We start from the raw sequence: 16,755 nt of genomic DNA, 5'->3' as shown, positions 1-16,755 counted from the left end.
CGTGCTTCTCCCACCCGGCTTGTCAGGCAATCGAGCGGGCTCAATCTCCGCGCTTTGGGGGCGGGCGCGCGGTGATAAGGACGCGTCGGCTGTTACCAGAGCCTTTCCCCATCCCCAGGTTCCACATGCTCACCCTGCGTGGGGCTCCCGCCCTCTCTGATTTCCGGCTCGCCAAACTCCTTTCCCACTGCCGTGAGCGCGTTCCCGCGGTGGCTGCCGTCTACGCGGAGTTCGTTCACTTCGCCGACACCTCGGCCCCTCTCTCCGAGACCGAGCAGACGTCGCTTCATCGGTTGCTCGAGTACGGCCCGCGCAGCGTCCCGGGCGAGCGCTCGGGCAGCCTGCTGCTGGTGATTCCCCGTCCCGGCACGGTGTCTCCCTGGTCGTCCAAGGGCACGGACATCGCGCACAACTGCGGGTTGGGCGCGAAGGTGCGGCGCATGGAGCGCGGCACGGCCTTCTACGTCGCGGGCCCGCATGGGCGCGCGCTGGAGGAGGCGGCGCTGGAGGCGCTGACCTCGGTGCTGCATGACCGCATGACGCAGGCGGTGGTGCGGCGCATGGAGGACGCGGCCATCCTCTTCTCCACGCATGCGCCTCGGCCGCTCACGCGAGTGGATGTGCTCGGGGGCGGTCGCGCCGCGCTCGTGGCCGCCAACCGCGAGCTGGGCCTGGCGCTGGCGGACGATGAGATGGAGTACCTGGTGGCGCGCTTCGGCGAGCTGAAGCGCAACCCCACGGACGTCGAGCTGATGATGTTCGCACAGGCGAACAGCGAGCACTGCCGCCACAAGATCTTCAACGCGTCGTGGACCATCGACGGGAAGGCGAAGGAGCGCTCGCTCTTCCAGGCCATCAAGAACACGCACGCGGCCCACCCGGGCGGCGTGCTGTCCGCGTACAAGGACAACGCGGCCGTCATCGAGGGCTTCGAGGCGGAGCGCTTCTTCCCGGACGGGCAGAGCGGCGAGTGGCGCTCGAAGCGCGAGCCGGCTCACATCATGATGAAGGTGGAGACGCACAACCACCCGACGGCCATCTCGCCCTATCCCGGTGCAGCCACCGGCGCGGGCGGCGAGATTCGCGACGAGGGCGCCACGGGGCGCGGCGCGAAGCCCAAGGCGGGCCTCACCGGCTTCTCCGTCAGCCACCTGCGCATCCCGGGACTCCCGCAGCCGTGGGAGCTGCCCTATGGCAAGCCCGAGCGCATCGTGTCCGCGCTGGACATCATGCTGGAGGGGCCCATTGGCGGCGCGGCGTTCAACAACGAGTTTGGCCGTCCCAACCTCGCGGGCTACTTCCGCAGCTTCGAGCAGCAGGTGTCCACGCCGGAGGGCGTGGAGGTGCGCGGCTACCACAAGCCCATCATGCTCGCGGGGGGCCTGGGCAACATCCGCGCGGAGCACGTGAAGAAGGGGACGCTCCAGCCGGGTGACCTGCTCATCGTGCTGGGCGGACCCGCGATGCTCATTGGCCTGGGCGGCGGCGCGGCCTCGTCCATGGCGCAGGGCGCGAGCGCGGCGGACCTCGACTTCGCCTCGGTGCAGCGCGACAACGCGGAGATGCAGCGCCGGTGTCAGGAGGTCATCGACCGGTGCTGGGCGCTCGGTGAAGAGAACCCGCTGCGCTCCATCCACGACGTGGGCGCGGGCGGTCTCTCCAACGCGGTGCCGGAGCTGGCGCACGACAACGCCCTGGGCGGCCGCCTGGAGCTGCGCGCGGTCCCCAACGCCGAGCCGGGCATGTCTCCGGTGGAGATCTGGTGCAACGAGGCGCAGGAGCGCTATGTGCTCGGTGTGGCGCCGGCGGACCTGCCCCGCTTCCGGGCGCTGTGTGAGCGCGAGCGCGCGCCGTTCGCGGTCCTGGGCGAGGCCACCGCCGAGCAGGTGCTCAAGCTGGGGGATCAGCAGCTGGGCGACGCGCCCATCGACCTGCCCATGGACGTGCTGTTCGGCAAGGCGCCGCGCATGCACCGCGACGCGGTGTCGCGTCCCCTGACGCACCCGCCGCTGAAGCTGGAGGCCTCGTTCGCGGACATGGCGGGCCGCGTGCTGGCGCACCCGACGGTGGCGGACAAGGGCTTCCTCATCACCATCGGTGACCGCACGGTGTCGGGCCTCGTCTCGCGCGACCAGATGGTGGGCCCGTGGCAGGTGCCCGTGGCCGACTGCGCGGTGACGCTGTCCACCGTGGTGTCCACCACCGGCGAGGCGATGTCGATGGGCGAGCGCACGCCGCTGGCGCTCGTGGACGCGGCGGCCTCGGCGCGCATGGCGGTGGGTGAGGCGCTCACCAACATCGCCGCCGCTCGCATCGAGGCGCTGTCGGACGTGAAGCTGTCCGCCAACTGGATGGCCGCCGCGGGCAGCCCGGGCGAGGACGCGGGCCTCTACGCGGCCGTGCACGCGGTGGGCATGGAGCTGTGCCCGGCGCTGGGCCTGGCCATCCCCGTGGGCAAGGACTCGATGTCCATGCGCACGCAGTGGGAGGAGAAGGGCGCGCGCAAGTCGGTGACGTCGCCGGTATCGCTCATCATCTCCGCGTTCGCGCCGGTGCTGGACGTGCGCCAGTCGCTCACGCCGCAGCTCGTGGACGTGGACACGGACACGCGCCTGCTCTTCATCGACGTGGCGGGCGGACAGCAGCGCCTGGGCGGCTCGGTCCTGGCGCAGTGCTACGGACAGGTGGGCCCCCAGGGTCCGGACGTGGACGACCCGGCGCGCCTCAAGGGCTTCTTCGAGGCGGTGCAGGACCTCAACACCGAGGGCCGGCTGCTGGCCTATCACGACCGCTCCGACGGCGGCCTCTGGGCCACGCTGTGCGAGATGGCCTTCGCGGGCCACTGCGGCGTGGACGTGGACGTGGCAACGCTGGGCTCGGACGCGGTGGCGGCCCTGTTCAACGAGGAGCTGGGCGCGGTGGTGCAGGTGCGCGCCGCCGACGTGGCGCGTGTGCGTGAGGTGCTGGGCCAGCACGGCCTTGGCGCGCACTGCCACGAGCTGGGCCGCCCCACGGCGGGGCTCCAGGTTCGGGTGCGGCAGGGCGAGCGCAGGGTGTTCTCCGAGGACATCCTGGCGCTGCGGCGCACGTGGTCGCGCGTCAGCTACGAGATGCAGAAGCTGCGCGACAACCCCGTCTGCGCCGAGCAGGAGTACGCGGCGAAGTGCGACGCGAGCGACCCGGGCCTGTCTCCGGTCCTCACGTTCGACCCGAGCGAGAACGTGGCGACGCCCTTCATCGCGAAGGGGGCTCGGCCGCGCGTGGCGGTGCTGCGCGAGCAGGGCGTCAACAGCCAGCAGGAGATGGCGGCGGCCTTCACTCGCGCGGGCTTCCTCGCGGTGGACGTCCACATGAGCGACCTGCTCACCGGGCGCATCTCTCTGAAGGACTTCTCGGGCGTGCTGGCCTGCGGCGGCTTCAGCTACGGCGACGTGCTGGGGGCGGGCGGCGGCTGGGCGAAGTCCATCCTGTTCAACCCGCGCGCGCGCGATGAGTTCGCCGCGTTCTTCGCGCGGCCGGACAGCTTCGGTCTGGGCGCGTGCAACGGCTGCCAGATGATGGCGCAGCTGCGCGACCTCATCCCGGGCGCGGACCACTGGCCGCGCTTCGTGCGCAACGCGTCCGAGCAGTTCGAGGCGCGCCTGGGCACGGTGGAGATTGCCCCGACGCCCTCGCTCTTCTACCGAGGCATGGAGGGCAGCCGCATGCTCATCGTGGTGTCTCACGGCGAGGGGCGCGCGGAGTTCTCCAGCGACGCGGAGGCCTCGCGGGTCAACGGCCTGGGGTTCGTCACCACGCGGTACGTGGACAACCACGGCCGACTGGCGAGCACCTACCCGGCGAACCCCAACGGCTCGCCGCACGGCATCGCCGGACTCACCACGCGGGACGGGCGCTTCAGCATCACCATGCCGCATCCGGAGCGCGTGCACCGCACCGCGCAGCACTCGTGGCATCCGCGCGGCTGGGGCGAGGAAGGCCCGTGGATGCGGATGTTCCGCAACGCGCGGGCGTGGCTGGGCTGAGCACTTCGCATCACGACCGTCGCGGCAACCCGCGACGGTCGTCCGAGGCCCGCGGCTAGGCCTTCACCAACTCCAAGGGCTTGCCCTCGGCCACGTGCTTCATGGCCACCGAGTTCATGCAGTAGCGCAGCCCCGTGGGCGGCGGGCCGTCTGGGAAGACGTGGCCCAGGTGCCCGTCACAGCGGGCGCAGCGGACCTCGGTGCGCACCATGCCGTGGGACACGTCGCGAATCTCGGTGACGGAGTCCGGGCTCAGCGTCTGGGTGAACGACGGCCAGCCCGTGCCGGACTCGAACTTCGTCCCCGCCTTGAACAGCGGGTTGCCGCAGCCGGCGCACACGTAGGTGCCGGGGTCCTTCGTGCCGAGGAAGCAGCCCGTGCCGGGATACTCGGTGCCGTGTCGGCGGAGCACGTCGTACTCCTCGGGGGTGAGGCGCTTGCGCCACTCGGCGTCGGTGAGGATGAGCTTGTCCACCATGGGTCGTGTTCTCCTCGTCGGGTCTCCTGCCCGTGGCAGGTTGGATGCGTGTCACTCTATTCGGTCGCGGCGGGCGCCGGGCGAGCGCGCTTGCGCCCACCTGCGCGGGTGACGTGGGCGCGGGCCGGCGAGGGTGCGCGGCGCGCCGCGAGCCGAGGCTCCAGCGTTTGGGGCGAAGGCCCATCCACCCGTGGACGCGAGGGAGCTTCGCCATGCGCATTCGTGACCTGATGACCAAGAGCCTGGAGACCATCGGACCGGACGAGCCCCTGCGCCAGGCCGCCGAGCGGATGCGCATCCACAGCATCGGCGCGCTGCCCGTCATGGAGGGGGGCCAGTTGGTGGGCATGCTGACGGACCGGGACATCACCGTGCGCTCCACCGCGATGGGCAAGGACCCGAACGTCACGCGCGTGCGCGACGCCATGACGTCCGCTGTCATCACCTGCGGTCCGGATGACCCGTTGAGCGAGGCCGAGCGCCTCATGGAGGACTGGATGGTCCGCCGCCTCATCGTGGTGGACTCGGAGCGCCACCCGCTGGGCCTCATCAGCCTGGATGACCTGGCCACCGTGCCGGGCGAGCGCATGGTCGAGGCGCGGGAAGAGGCGCAGCGCTCTCCGCTGTGACGTGCGCCGCCCCACGGGCGCGGCATCGGGGCACCTCCGGAGTGGAAGGGCGGCGTGGCGCGGGTCCACCCCGGAGGCACCGGGGGCTCAGGACGCTCGGCGCGGCTGGCACTCCGCGGCCAGTCGGGCCACGGCGTCATCCCACGACAGGTCTTGCTGCGAGCCGTCGCGCAGGCGCAGGCGCACGCTGTTTGCCTCCGCCTCTCGCGCGCCTACCACCGCGATGTAGGGCAGGCCGGACTGGTGCGCGTCGAGGATCTTCCGCGACAGGGACTCCCCGCGCACGTCCGCGCTGGCGCGACACCCCGCCTCGCGCAGCCGCTCCGAGAGCTTCTCCGCGTAGTGCAGGGCCTTGTCTCCTACGGAGGCCACCACCACCTGCTCTGGCGAGAGCCAGGCGGGGAGGGCCCCCGCGTGGTGCTCCAGCAAGATGGCGATGAAGCGCTCCAGGCTGCCGAACAGCGCGCGGTGAAGCATCACCGGGTGGCGCTTCGCGCCCGACGCGTCCGTGTAGCGCAGGTCGAAGCGCTCGGGCAGCACGAGGTCCAGTTGGATCGTCCCGCACTGCCAATCCCGGCCCAGCCGGTCCTTCAGGATGAACTCGAGCTTGGGGCCATAGAACGCGCCCTCTCCTGGCTGCATCCGGCACTCCAACCCCGCGGCGCGCGCGGCGGACTGGAGCCAGGCCTCGGCCTGATCCCACACTGCATCACTGCCGGCCCGGGACGGCGGGCGCCCCGAGAAGGCCACCTCCACGTGCTCGAAGCCGAAGCCCGCGTAGAACGCATGCAGCGCGCGCACGAACGCGATGACCTCTCGCTCCACCTGCTCCTCCGCGCAGAAGATGTGGCCATCGTCCTGCGTGAACTGCCGCAGGCGGAACAGGCCATGCAACGCGCCGCTCGGCTCGCTGCGATGCACGAGCCCGAACTCGCCCAGCCGCAGGGGCAGGTCCCGGTAGCTGGGGGACATGCGCTGCACGAGCTCGATGTGGCCGGGGCAGCTCACGGGCTTCACGGCGAGCTGCCGCTCACCATCCCCCAGCACGAACATGTTCTGGCGGAAGTTGTCCCAGTGGCCGCTGCGCTCCCACAGCTCCTGGGACAGGATCTGCGGCGTGCGGACTTCCTGGTAGCCCTCGCGCCGCATGCGCTGGCGGACCTGGTCCTCCAGCAGTTGGTACAGCCTGAAGCCGCGCGGGTGCCAGAACACCATGCCGGGCGCCTCCTCCTGCAGGTGGAAGAGGTCCAGGCGCTGGCCAATCGCGCGGTGATCGTGTTCGTCGAGCATGACTGCGTGTCTCCGTGTCGGAAGGGGAATTGCCGGTCCGGACACGGGGCGCTGAGTCTTCGCACGGTCGCCCCGGCCGGAATCGGCGGGGCAGGAACCGTGCGCTCGTCAGTCCATCGACACGCGCACGCTCACCACACCCGCCGAAGCGGTCGTAGTGCTCGTCGTCGCGGTCGTGGTGCTGACGCAGCTCATGAGGACATAGATGTTCTGGGCATGGTCGAAAGTCAAGGCGACCCGCCAAGCGTGTGAGGTGGGTGACGAACACCTCACGCCGCACGACCGCTGCTTACGTCATCAGCGCGAGCAGGCCGTAGAGCCCCACGAAGAGGAAGTACAGGGACTCGCCCGCGATGAGTCCGCCGCCAACCAGAGAGGTGGTGCTCATGTCCTCGGGCAACGCCTGCTCGCCGGGCTTCGGCGGAGAGGCGAAGCGCTGGGTCGCGGCGTTCCAGAGCGAGGCGAGCGTGCCGCCCGCGGCGAACCAGATGGAGACGGGCAGCGCGACGAAGGCGCCGAACGACGAGGCATACGGGCTGGCCAGCACCACCGAGTCCAGCGTCCATCTCACCGCGGGGCCGGCGGAGTGCTCGTTGAGGAAGCGCTGGATGCCCGCGTGGCGGCGCACCAGCTTGCGCGCCACCTCGAGGCCAAAGCCCAACGCCAGACCGAAGAGCAGGGCCTTGATCTTGTGGTCGGACAGCGAACCCAGGTCGCGGATGGCGCCCACCAGCTTGTACGTCATCGCCGAGCCCCACTGGCCCGTCTTCACGCCCGGGTTGTCGAGCTGGTTGACGGCGAGCACGGGGTAGGCCCCCATGAACACGCGCGCCAGACCCACGCACAGGATGGCGCCCATGGTGATGCCGAGCACCTGATAGCGGAACTGCACGACGCGGTTGGTGCCCAGGCGCCAGCCCGTGGAGCGGTCCTGCTGCATGTCACACCCCACGGCCGTGGAGATGAGCAGGATGGTGGAGGACATCAGGCCCACCAGCGGATCCTTCAGGCCGAGCATGGACATGAGCAGCACCGACATGACGAAGGCGCTGGAGATGGGGTTGTTGTCGCTGATGCCGTAGGCGATGCCGTTGATCAGCACGAAGAGCAGCGCCAGCACGAGGCCGAACACGATGAAGCCCACCGGCTGGTGCAGCACCTGCGTGGCCACCGCCACCACCGCCACGCCCCAGAACAGCACCCACGCGAGCAGGCGCGGGACGTTCACCTTCTTCCACGCGGGCTCGTCGCCCTCGGCCACCGGCGCGGCGCCGCGGATGCGCGCCACGGCCTGCACCGCGAGGAGCGAGAGGTCCACGAGGGCCGCGCCGCAGATCATCGCCAGACCGATGAGGAAGCCAATCTTGCGGAAGGGGTCCTGGGGACCGAGCCACCCAATCTCACGCAGGTAGGGCGTCAAGGCGTAGCCCGCCACGCCCATGATGGCGACCGGGACGGCGACGACGCTGCCCACCACCATGCCAGCGCCCACGGTGGAGGCGCTCAGGCCCAGGCTGCCCAGCGAGACCACCTTCTCCGTCAGGCCGGCCACGAGCGCGCCCATTCCGGCGCCGCCGCCCAGCTTGGCGATGGAGGCCTTGAGCAGGCGCTTGTCCGTCAGCGCGCGCAGGATGTTGGCGACCGCGTAGCCGGACGGATAGTCGAGCTGGAGCCGGTCCACGAGCAGCGGCGTGTAGAGCATGCCCACGCCCACGCCGAACATGCCCACGCATCCGACGAAGAGCATGAGCTGCCACGCGGGCGGCATGGGCATGCCCAGCCACACCATGGCCTGCACGAGCACGGACATGGCGCACAGCGAGGCCACCGAGGCCGCCATCGTCTGCATGTAGTTGGCGCCGTGCTTGCCCTCCGCGCCGTAGCCGTAGGTGACGGCGCTGCCGAGGATGCCGGCCAACACCTGCCCGCCCACGAAGAAGCCCAGGCTGAAGTTCATGTACGAGGCGGCCACGCCGCCCAACGGGCCGAGGATGAAGATGGCCACCGCGCTCAAGAGCAGGTGGTACTTCCAGGTGCCCACCGCGGGCAGGAAGCTGAAGCGAGGGGCTTCGGAGCCTGTCGCTGCGGACGGGGACTCGGCGGAATTCGAGGGGAGGGGCTGGGCGGGTTGTGCCATTCGGGCGCGAAGGGTAGCGGCCTTTCACCCGCGCTCACAACCTGACTGGTGAGGTGAACTTGCCCGTCCCCACGGCGAGGAGGGCCTCCCGTCGTCGCGCGGCGCGGCATGCGTGGAGGGGGCTCACGCCGCGCCCTGTCCCAATCGGGGTGTCAGGTGCGGAAGTCACGCAGCCTCGGGGCCGCGGTCCGGATCTCGTAGAGCCGATAGAGATACAGCGCTCCCAGGAGCACGAGGCACGCGGTCGCCACGCCGACGTGACGGTCGATGAGGGTGCCCACGCTCCATCCGTGTTGATCCACGAGCTTGCTCGGGTCGCTCAGGCCGACGCCCTCGATGTCTCCGAAGGGGATTCGGTCCACGTCCTTGCGTGCGCCCCACCACGTGTGGAGGCTGTCCATGAACGCAATCGCTCCCATCACGAGGAGGCCCCAGCGCAGGCCGCGCTCATGCAGCGCGGTGCCGCGGCGTGCATAGAACAGAGACATCAGCAGGGCGCCCAACACCAGACAGCCCGCGTCCCCTCCGAAGGTGATGAGCGCGCGCGCCTGCTGTGGGGTTGTTCCGAGGGTCGCGACGGCTTGAATCAAGAGCAGCGCCGCCGCCCAGGCCATCCACGACTTGCGGCCTGTCTTCCAGCCGCGCCAGCCGAGGGCCCCGAACATCCCCGCGAACATCAGGCTCAACACCGGCGAGCGTGACTCCGCCGTGTAGGTGACCCACAGCGAGGGCATCGCGCTGAAGCCGCAGAACCAGGCCGTCACCGCATGCCCGAACTCATGCACGTGCATGGACAGGAAGATGCGCGCGAGGCCGCGAAAGCCCGTGCCCATCACGACGTAGGCGAGGCCCATCGTCACGGGGAGGACCCAGAATCGCTGGTGCCACTCCAGGCGAGCCAGGGCGACCTCCGCATCGTCGGGGCCCGGCGCTTCGGTGTTTTCGGGAGGACGCAGCTCCGCGAGCAGCGGCGTGAACGTGGGCGGCGGCGGTAGGGCTTCCCGCACTTCTCGCAGGGCGCGCCGCTGGTCCTCGGCCTCGCGCGCGCTGGCCTCCTGGCGCGCACGCGCGTCCGCCTTCGCGTAGATGACGCCGCAGCGTGGGCACTCGGGGCTCTGCGCTCGGGCGGCGCCACAACGTGGACAGGGGAGGGCTGGCGCGGGAGTCACGCGCGGCAGCCTAGCGCGAGGCGTGGCTTGGGTGCCTCGCGGGCCCGTGACTCCAAGTCGCCTGCGCGGCGCTCCATGCTCCGTTGGCGTGCGTGACCCGGCAGACCTGCGCTCGCGCGGGAGAACGTCCTGGCCGGACGCTCGCCGTGGGCGCGCCGGGTGCCTGCGTGTGAGGGCGCTGCCCGCCAGCGCGCTGCCTCGTTGCGACCTGTACGTCATGGCCCGCCAGCCACGAAGGGCTGACTCATCGCATGGCTGGGGGCGGCGCCGCGCCGCAGCCGCGGGGCGTTCGTCATTCCGTGCGCCTCGTGAGCGCGGCAGGGCATGGGGCGTTTCGTGTCGTCGCGACTTGACGCTCGCACGTGGCTCGCCGATGACCCGGGAGTCATGACGGGCCTCGACACACCCACTCGCGGTCGGACCACGCCGGGGCGGCTTCGCGCGCTCGACGACTACTTGTGTCATGCCGAGTCCACGCTGCTCACACGTCACGAGGGCCCGTGGGCCCGAGCGGCCTTCGTGGATGTGGGCTTCGGCGAGCACCCCTGGACGACGTTGGAGAGCGCCGCCGCGTTCCGTGCCCTGAACCCGGACCTTCTTGTCATTGGCGTGGAGCTGGACGAGGCGCGTGCCCAGGCCGCTGCTTCCGCGCACTCGGACACGCGGACCCACTTTCGTCAGGGTGGCTTCGCGCTGCCGCTGGCACCGGATGAGCCCACCCGTCTGGTCCGCGCCATGAACCTGCTGCGCCAGGGCGCCCCCGAGCGCGTCCCCGAGGCGCATCAGCGGCTCGCCCAGGCCCTGCTCCCCTCGGGGCTCGTCGTGGAGGGCAGCAGTGACACCCCCGGCGCGGTGCTCGTCGCACATCTCTTGCGGCGCGGCGACGGCCGCGCGGACCTCACGCGCGAGGCCCTCCTGTTCCACACCGACTTCTCGCGCGGTTTCGCGCCGTGGTTGTTCCGTGACTGGCTGCCCCGTGACCTGCGCCGCCGCGTCCGTCCTGGCGAGCCCCTGCACGCCTTCTTCAGTGCCTGGGAGGCCGCCTGGACCCAGGCCCGCGCCGAGGGCCACACCGCGCCTCCCGATGCGTTTCGCGAATCCGTCGTAGGGCTGTCCTCACGCATCCCAGGCGTCACGACGGACCCCTGGCTGCTTGCGCGTGGTTACCTGCGGTGGGCGCCCCCCGCGGGCGTCTCATGATTCGAGACATCCCACCCCGCGGGGCAGGCGTCGCATGTGACTGGCTTTTTCCGACCGGCGGCCATTCCTAGAGGGAAGGGCGAAACGCTATCCTTCGAAGACTTCCCCTCACGACGGCCTCCATGAAACGGCACCTGCTGACGCTTCTCACCGCCAGCCTGATGGCGAGCACCGCGGTTGCGAGCGCCCCGGTCGTAGATCCCGGTGCGGTTCGTCACCATCGCCCCCACCGCAGGTCGCCGCTGCGCCCGCGCCGCGAGGAGCGAGACGCGGCCTCGCTCGAACTCTCGCGCGACGACGAGGCGACGACCGAATCCGTGGCGGTGGCGCGCATTCACGGGAAGCCTCCCGTGCTGCTGTTCTCCGCCGGCTTCTACGGCACGCTCGCGGCGGCGCGCTGCTTCGGGCGCCACGGCGTGGACGTGACGGTGGCGGATCCCGGCCGCCTGGGCCCCGCGAGCTGGTCTCGCTTCGTGGGCCGGCGCGTCCAGTGCCCGCGTGAGTCAGACCCCGAGGCCTTCCTCGCGTGGCTCATCGACTTCGGCCGCCGCGAGCCCGTCAAGCACGTGCTCTATCCCACGAGTGACGAGCTGGCCTGGCTCATCTCCGCGCATCGCGAGAAGTTGGAGGGGCTCTTCCACCTCTACGACCCGGGCGTGGATGCGGTGTACGGCCTGCTCAACAAGCGGCGCCTCTACGAAGAGGGGACCGCGGTGGGCCTCCACCTGCCGCGCACCTGGTTCCCCGAGTCCACCGCGGACCTGGAGCACGTGCGCCGCCACGCGCGCTTCCCGGTGCTCCTCAAGCCCACCACGCAGATCCTCCACGCCACGCACCGCAAGGGCCAGCCCGTCGCCACGCCCGAGGCGCTGGAGCGCGAGTACCAGGAGTTCGCGCGCGACACCTACGCGCCCATGCTGGTGAACTTCGATTCTGCCGTGGTGCGGCCCATGGTGCAGGAGTTCCACCCCGAGGCCGCCGAGGGCATCTACAGCCTGTCGGGCTTCGTGGATGAATCCGGCGACCTGTTCGAGCTGCGCGGCGCCATGAAGGTGCTCCAGCGCCCGCGCCGGCTGGGCGTGGGCGTGTGCTTCGAGTCCGCCGAGGTGAAGCCCGAGCTGGCCGAGGGGCTCGCGCGGTTGTGCAAGCGCGTGGGCTATCACGGCGTCTTCGAGGTGGAGTTCATCCAGACGAAGGATGACTTCCTGCTCATCGACTTCAACCCGCGCTACTACGGGCAGATGGGCTTCGACATCGCCCGCGGCCTGCCGCTGCCGATGCTCGCCTACCACTCGGCGCTGGGGGACCGCGTGTCCTTGCGCCGCGCGGTCGAGGCGGCCCGCGCGACGGGGCAGGACGCGAGCGGTGAGGTGTTCTGCAACCGCATTGCATTGGAGATGCTGTTGAGTCTCCAGCGCTTGTCCGGCGCGCTGCCGGCGGACGAGGCCCGGCAGTGGCGGCGCTGGTTCGAGGACCACCGCGCCCAGGCGGTGGATCCGCTCATCGACCCGGATGACCTCATGCCCGCCGCCGTGGAGCTGGCGCAGATTGTCTACGGCTCCGCGCGCCACCCGCGCGCCTTCCTGCGGATGATGGTGCTCAACCGCTGAGCCCTGGGCTCAGTCCTGTCGCAGCGTCAGGTCCAGGTGCTGCGACACGGCTCGGGCCAGCAGCAGGGCCTCGTCGCGGTCGCGGCTGCCCGCGAGCGCGAGGCTTCCTCCGGGGCCGTGCAGGTGGACGGAGTAGGGCTTGAGCGCGAACAGCCCGCCCGCACGTCCGCTTCCTCGCGCGCGCAGCTCCACCTGCTCGTAGCGGTGCAGCGAGAACGCGTGGCGCACGAAGGGCACGCCCAGGCCCACGTCGCGCGTCACCCGCCGCGACCCCCGGTCCAACACCAGGCGCCGCCGAGACAGCACCCGGTGCACGCCTCCCAGGGGCCCGAGCAGCACGAGGAGCCAGAACTCCAGCCCCAGGAGCTCTCGCCACCCGAAGCCATACACGACCACGAGCAGCGCCACGCCGAGCACGAGCAGGCCCAGGCCCTCGGCGAGCTCCCGGGGGCCCTGCTCACGTTGGACGGTCAGCTTCTCCGGCTCCATCCACCATCGATTGCCACCGCATCGCATGTCGCTTCGAACTAAGCGTCAGGAGTGGGCGCGAAAAGCGCCGACTCGGCTTCAGGATGCGGCGCGAAACGCGGTGGGCGGCTGCGTCGCGTCGAAGGCGACCTGGTCCTCGAAGGTCTCCGCGCGGCGCAGCAGTCGCTCCTCGCCGTTGTCCAGCGCGATGATGGCCGGCTGCGGGAAGGAGAAGGACGTGGCGAAGGGCACGCAGTACGCGCCCGCGTCCATGATGGCCAGCGTGTCCCCCCCACGCAGCTCGGGCAGGCGCACGGCGTTGTAGAGCGTGTCGCCCGGGGTGCAGATGGGACCCACCACCGTGTACGGCCGCGCCGCCAGCTGCGCCTCGGGGCGGTCCACGTGGAGCAGCTGGTGGTACTCGTTGCGCACGCACTCGGCATGGTTGATGCCCATGTCCATCACCGCCCAGGTGCGCTCCGGGCCGGCCTTGAGCGTGTGCACGCGGCCCAGCAGCAACTGGGTGTCGCCCGTCATCGCGCGGCCCGGCTCCAGGAAGATGCGCGGACGGGCGCGGCCTCGGCGCTCGAAGTGCGACTCCACCTGCTCCACCACGCGCGCCACATAGCGCTCGATGGAGAGCGCGGCGGCCGCATCCGGCGCGGGCAGGTCGCGCTGGAACGTCTGGTTCAAGCGCCAGGCGCGCGGCTCCACGTGCTCCACCGTGGGCGTGCACAGGCTGCCACCCAGGTCGAGCACCTCCAGGTTCAACCCCAGCTCGCGGTGCAGCGTGTCCGTGAAGTCGAGCACCGCGGCGACGAAGCCCTCCAGCTCGGCCTCGGTGCGAATCGTGGCGCCCCGGTGCGCGTGCAGGCCCACCACGTCCAGCGTGCCCAGCTCGCGCGCCTTGCGGAACGCCGCCAGCGCCGCGCCGCCCGCGATGGGCGTGCCGAACTGCGCCGTCCAACCGTGGCCCGTGGAGACGCGCACCGCCACGCGAGGACGCCGCTTCAGCTCGGCGGCGTGGCGCGCGAAGACGTCCAGCTCCTCCGCGTGGTTGGCGGCGAGCAGGCCAATGCCTCGCTCGATGGCCTCGCGGATGGAGGCGTCCGATTTGACCGGGCCGTTGTAGACGATGCGCTCGGGTGGCACGCCCAACTGGAGCGCGAGCCACATCTCGTAGGCGGAGATGACCTCGGCGCCCACGCCGCGCTCGTGCATGAAGGACAGCACGCCGGGCACGGGGTTGGTCTTGTATGAGTAATAGACCTCGCAGCCCCCGGCGCGACCCGGCGGCACCGCGAGGAAGCGCTCCACGTTGCGGCGCAGCGCGGCCAGATGCACCACGTGCAGCGGGGAGCCCCAGCGCTGGGTCAGCTCCGCGAGCGACACCCCTTCCAGGCACAGGCCCCGACCGGGGACGAACTCCAGCCCCCACAGCGAGGCGGGCAGCGACGAGCGCGAGGGCGCGAGGGCCCGGCGCACCACGGGACGAAGCGTTTCCTTCAGCCGCTGACGGGCGGCCCCGACGAGTCGATGGCGCAGGCTCACGCGGACGTCCTCTTTCTCACGAGGCGCGCGGCAGCCGCAGCGGCAGGCGGCGGGCCACGTCGAAGGGCAGGGCGCGCAGGACGAGCTGCAACGCGCGGTACTCCAGCTCGCCGTGGGCGCGCCGGTACTTGGAGTGGATGATGGCGTTGGACTCCATCACCAGCGTGCCGTCCTTGCCCAGGTTGTGCATGAGCGAGGGCTTGCCCACGCGGTAGTGCAGGATGGGGCGGTTCACGTACACGTGGCCGTGGTGACGGATGCCGCGCAGGTAGAAGTCCACGTCCTCGTAGACGGGGATGTTCGGATCGAACCCGCCCAGCTTCGCGAAGTGCTCGCGGCGCACCATGCACGCCGAGTTCACCATCAGCGTCCCGCGGAACAGGATGTGCGCCACCGTCCACGCGCTGTTGGGCGTGCTGGCCCCGACCTTCGCGGCCCACTCGAAATAGGTGCGCTTGTCCTGGAGCCAGTCGGCGTCCTCGCTGAAGGGCACCACCCACCCCACCGCCACGCCCGCGTCCGGCCGCGCATCCAGCGCGCCCACCATCGCGTGCAGCGCGCCGTCCGCCAGCATGTCGTCGTCATCGAGGAAGTGCAGGTAGCGGCCCTGCGCCAGCGTGGCCCCGTGGTTGCGCACCAGGGCCGGCTTGCCGCGCGAGGGGACCTCTTGCTTGAGGTAGCGCACGCGCGCATCGCCCAGGGCTTCCACGGCCTCGCGCGCCGTGCCCTCGGCGGTGTCGTCCAGAACGATGACCTCGACGCGCACGCCCTCCTGGCGCAGCGCTGACCGGATGGCCTCGACCACTTCCTTCTCGCGGCGGTGCGTGGGCATCACCACCGAGACATCAATCTGGGACATGTCAGCCTTATAGCGGCCGGGCCCCACGACCGAAAGGCGGGTGGCCCTCCGCGTCATGTGTGGCTTTCACCGGGACCGCGACGCCGCTGGCGCACTCCGTTCGCTCGCACGCGAGGGTCGCCGCGGCAGGTGAGTCACTGGCGCGGGCCAGCGCGTGTCGATGACACGCGCGGCCGTCGCGCCACCACGCACCGCCTCATGTCTCAGAAGCTCGCGACCCCGAACTCAAGTGGGTCAAACGCCTCAGCCGGGTTGATATCGACCTCGATTCGCGCCGCGACAGCGAAGAGCGAGCGCGCGTCGAGGGCCGCATCATTGGCCGGGCGCGGGCGCCGGGACGCGCGGAAGGTCTCACGCGCCCGAGTGTTTTCGCGGGGTTCCCAGAGACGGCTGGGGCCGGAGGGTGCCTGCCAGGACTGCATGCTGTCACGGGCCATGTTCGTTCCCTCGCCAGTGCGGCGTGTTGCCGTGAATCTGTGCAGGCTTTGTGCCAGTTGAAGCCAAGGGAGCGGACACGCGCTTCGGGCGAGATGGCGCCCGCGCGTCGCGCCGGGTAGAGGTCTGCGCATGGCCCTCCTGCTGGCACATGACGTCGAGCCTCCCCGCCCCTGCAGCTACCTGGCGGATCAGGAAGCCTCGCTGGAGAACCTGGTGATGCGCGACGTGACGCCCGAGGAGTACGAGCACCTGCTCGTGCGGGGCTGGCGCCGCTTCGGGCCGCTGTACTTCCGGCCCGCGTGCGTCGCGTGTGAGGCGTGTGTGTCGCTGCGCATCCCCGTGGAGTCATTCCGGCCCAATCGCAGCCAGCGCCGCGCCCGGGCCGCGTGCGCCCACCTGCGGGTGGAGGTGGGTCCGCCGCGCGTGGACGCGGAGCGGCTGGCGCTCTACCAGCGCTGGCACGCCGAGCGGGAGGCCTCGCGGGAGTGGGAGCCGTCGGCGCTCACCGCGCGCGACTACTCGTTGCAGTTCGCCTTCCCGCACCCGTCCGCCCGCGAGGTGGCCTGGTACGACGACGGCGGCGCGGAGGGGCCTCGGCTCGTCGGGCTGGGTCTGTGCGACGAGACGCCTCGCGCGTGGAGCGCGGTCTATTTCTTCTTCGACCCCGAGCTGGCGCGCCTGTCATTGGGCAAGGCGAACGTGGTGTTCCAGGTGGAGCTGGCGCGGGCTCGCGGAATCCCTCACGTGTACCTGGGCTACCGCGTGCTGGCGTGCGCGTCGCTGCGCTACAAGGCCACGTTCCGCCCGCACGAACTGCTGGAGAGCCGGCCCGCGTTCAATGCCAGCCCCGCGTGGCGCGTGGCCCGGCCCGAGGAGGGGGCCGCGCCGGAGTCGTGAGCCG

The 16,755-nt window shown here is 70.9% G+C and carries 13 protein-coding genes; 5 read left to right on the top strand and 8 right to left on the bottom strand.

The window, feature by feature from the left end; genetic code table 11:
* Positions 1-125 precede the first annotated feature (125 nt).
* Entirely contained in the window at positions 126-4,025 is a 3,900-nt protein-coding gene (gene purL, locus KRR26_RS05680; protein ID WP_217079284.1) for a phosphoribosylformylglycinamidine synthase, read from the top strand.
* 55 nt (positions 4,026-4,080) lie between these two features.
* On the opposite strand, the gene msrB is transcribed toward purL, so the two are convergent.
* Positions 4,081-4,503 carry a peptide-methionine (R)-S-oxide reductase MsrB gene (gene msrB, locus KRR26_RS05675; RefSeq protein ID WP_120201556.1) on the bottom strand — a complete coding sequence of 141 codons (423 nt, stop codon included), beginning with the start codon at positions 4,501-4,503 and terminating at the stop codon, positions 4,081-4,083.
* Between the two features lie 212 nt (positions 4,504-4,715).
* Here msrB and KRR26_RS05670 point away from each other — a divergent pair, with 212 nt between their 5' ends.
* On the top strand, positions 4,716-5,132 hold the full coding sequence (locus KRR26_RS05670; protein ID WP_120201554.1) for a CBS domain-containing protein: 417 nt from the start codon (positions 4,716-4,718) through the stop codon (positions 5,130-5,132).
* An 87-nt stretch (positions 5,133-5,219) separates the two neighbouring features.
* Here the strand turns inward: KRR26_RS05670 and thrS are convergent, their stop codons facing one another.
* From thrS to KRR26_RS05655, 4 genes are all read right to left on the bottom strand, one after another.
* Positions 5,220-6,422 carry a threonine--tRNA ligase gene (gene thrS / locus KRR26_RS05665; protein ID WP_120201552.1) on the bottom strand — a complete coding sequence of 401 codons (1,203 nt, stop codon included), beginning with the start codon at positions 6,420-6,422 and terminating at the stop codon, positions 5,220-5,222.
* Between the two features lie 108 nt (positions 6,423-6,530).
* Positions 6,531-6,653, bottom strand: coding sequence for a hypothetical protein (locus tag KRR26_RS37350; protein WP_268905767.1), 123 nt, complete (start codon positions 6,651-6,653; stop codon positions 6,531-6,533).
* A gap of 58 nt (positions 6,654-6,711) precedes the next feature.
* The gene (locus KRR26_RS05660; RefSeq protein ID WP_120201550.1) at positions 6,712-8,559 is read right to left on the bottom strand and encodes an OPT/YSL family transporter; all 1,848 of its coding nucleotides are present in this window, start codon (positions 8,557-8,559) and stop codon (positions 6,712-6,714) included.
* A 152-nt stretch (positions 8,560-8,711) separates the two neighbouring features.
* Positions 8,712-9,728, bottom strand: coding sequence for a hypothetical protein (locus KRR26_RS05655; protein ID WP_217079283.1), 1,017 nt, complete (start codon positions 9,726-9,728; stop codon positions 8,712-8,714).
* A 387-nt stretch (positions 9,729-10,115) separates the two neighbouring features.
* Here KRR26_RS05655 and KRR26_RS05650 point away from each other — a divergent pair, with 387 nt between their 5' ends.
* A complete protein-coding gene (locus KRR26_RS05650; RefSeq protein WP_120202302.1) occupies positions 10,116-10,928 on the top strand; it encodes a methylase in 813 nt (270 codons plus the stop codon).
* 122 nt (positions 10,929-11,050) lie between these two features.
* Complete coding sequence (locus KRR26_RS05645; RefSeq protein ID WP_233576542.1) at positions 11,051-12,538, top strand: carboxylate--amine ligase; 1,488 nt, start codon at positions 11,051-11,053, stop codon at positions 12,536-12,538.
* Positions 12,539-12,547: 9 nt separating this feature from the next.
* Here KRR26_RS05645 and KRR26_RS05640 read toward each other — a convergent pair whose 3' ends face one another.
* The 3 genes from KRR26_RS05640 to KRR26_RS05630 all read right to left on the bottom strand — a co-directional run bounded on the left by KRR26_RS05640 (position 12,548) and on the right by KRR26_RS05630 (position 15,416).
* The gene (locus tag KRR26_RS05640) at positions 12,548-13,027 is read right to left on the bottom strand and encodes a hypothetical protein (protein ID WP_217079282.1); all 480 of its coding nucleotides are present in this window, start codon (positions 13,025-13,027) and stop codon (positions 12,548-12,550) included.
* A gap of 78 nt (positions 13,028-13,105) precedes the next feature.
* Positions 13,106-14,557, bottom strand: a complete 1,452-nt coding sequence (locus tag KRR26_RS05635; protein ID WP_217079281.1) for a type III PLP-dependent enzyme domain-containing protein — start codon at positions 14,555-14,557, stop codon at positions 13,106-13,108.
* 16 nt (positions 14,558-14,573) lie between these two features.
* Entirely contained in the window at positions 14,574-15,416 is an 843-nt protein-coding gene (locus KRR26_RS05630) for a glycosyltransferase family 2 protein (RefSeq protein WP_120201542.1), read from the bottom strand.
* 567 nt (positions 15,417-15,983) lie between these two features.
* On the opposite strand from KRR26_RS05630, the gene KRR26_RS05625 reads away from it, so the two are divergent.
* Positions 15,984-16,751: an arginyltransferase gene (locus tag KRR26_RS05625; RefSeq protein WP_120201538.1), complete on the top strand. Its 768-nt coding sequence runs from the start codon at positions 15,984-15,986 to the stop codon at positions 16,749-16,751.
* Positions 16,752-16,755: the final 4 nt, after the last annotated feature.

The sequence above is a fragment of the Citreicoccus inhibens genome, from assembly GCF_019039035.1.
Lineage (GTDB): Bacteria > Myxococcota > Myxococcia > Myxococcales > Myxococcaceae > Citreicoccus > Citreicoccus inhibens.
This window is presented reverse-complemented; position numbering and strand designations above follow the sequence as displayed.

Coding starts and splice junctions, on each gene's coding strand:
- purL (WP_217079284.1), top strand. CDS start 126: ATGCTCACCCTGCGTGGGGCTCCCGCCCTCTCTGATTTCCGGCTCGCC.
- msrB (WP_120201556.1), bottom strand. CDS start 4,503: ATGGTGGACAAGCTCATCCTCACCGACGCCGAGTGGCGCAAGCGCCTC.
- KRR26_RS05670 (WP_120201554.1), top strand. CDS start 4,716: ATGCGCATTCGTGACCTGATGACCAAGAGCCTGGAGACCATCGGACCG.
- thrS (WP_120201552.1), bottom strand. CDS start 6,422: ATGCTCGACGAACACGATCACCGCGCGATTGGCCAGCGCCTGGACCTC.
- KRR26_RS05660 (WP_120201550.1), bottom strand. CDS start 8,559: ATGGCACAACCCGCCCAGCCCCTCCCCTCGAATTCCGCCGAGTCCCCG.
- KRR26_RS05650 (WP_120202302.1), top strand. CDS start 10,116: ATGACGGGCCTCGACACACCCACTCGCGGTCGGACCACGCCGGGGCGG.
- KRR26_RS05645 (WP_233576542.1), top strand. CDS start 11,051: ATGAAACGGCACCTGCTGACGCTTCTCACCGCCAGCCTGATGGCGAGC.
- KRR26_RS05640 (WP_217079282.1), bottom strand. CDS start 13,027: ATGGAGCCGGAGAAGCTGACCGTCCAACGTGAGCAGGGCCCCCGGGAG.
- KRR26_RS05630 (WP_120201542.1), bottom strand. CDS start 15,416: ATGTCCCAGATTGATGTCTCGGTGGTGATGCCCACGCACCGCCGCGAG.
- KRR26_RS05625 (WP_120201538.1), top strand. CDS start 15,984: ATGGCCCTCCTGCTGGCACATGACGTCGAGCCTCCCCGCCCCTGCAGC.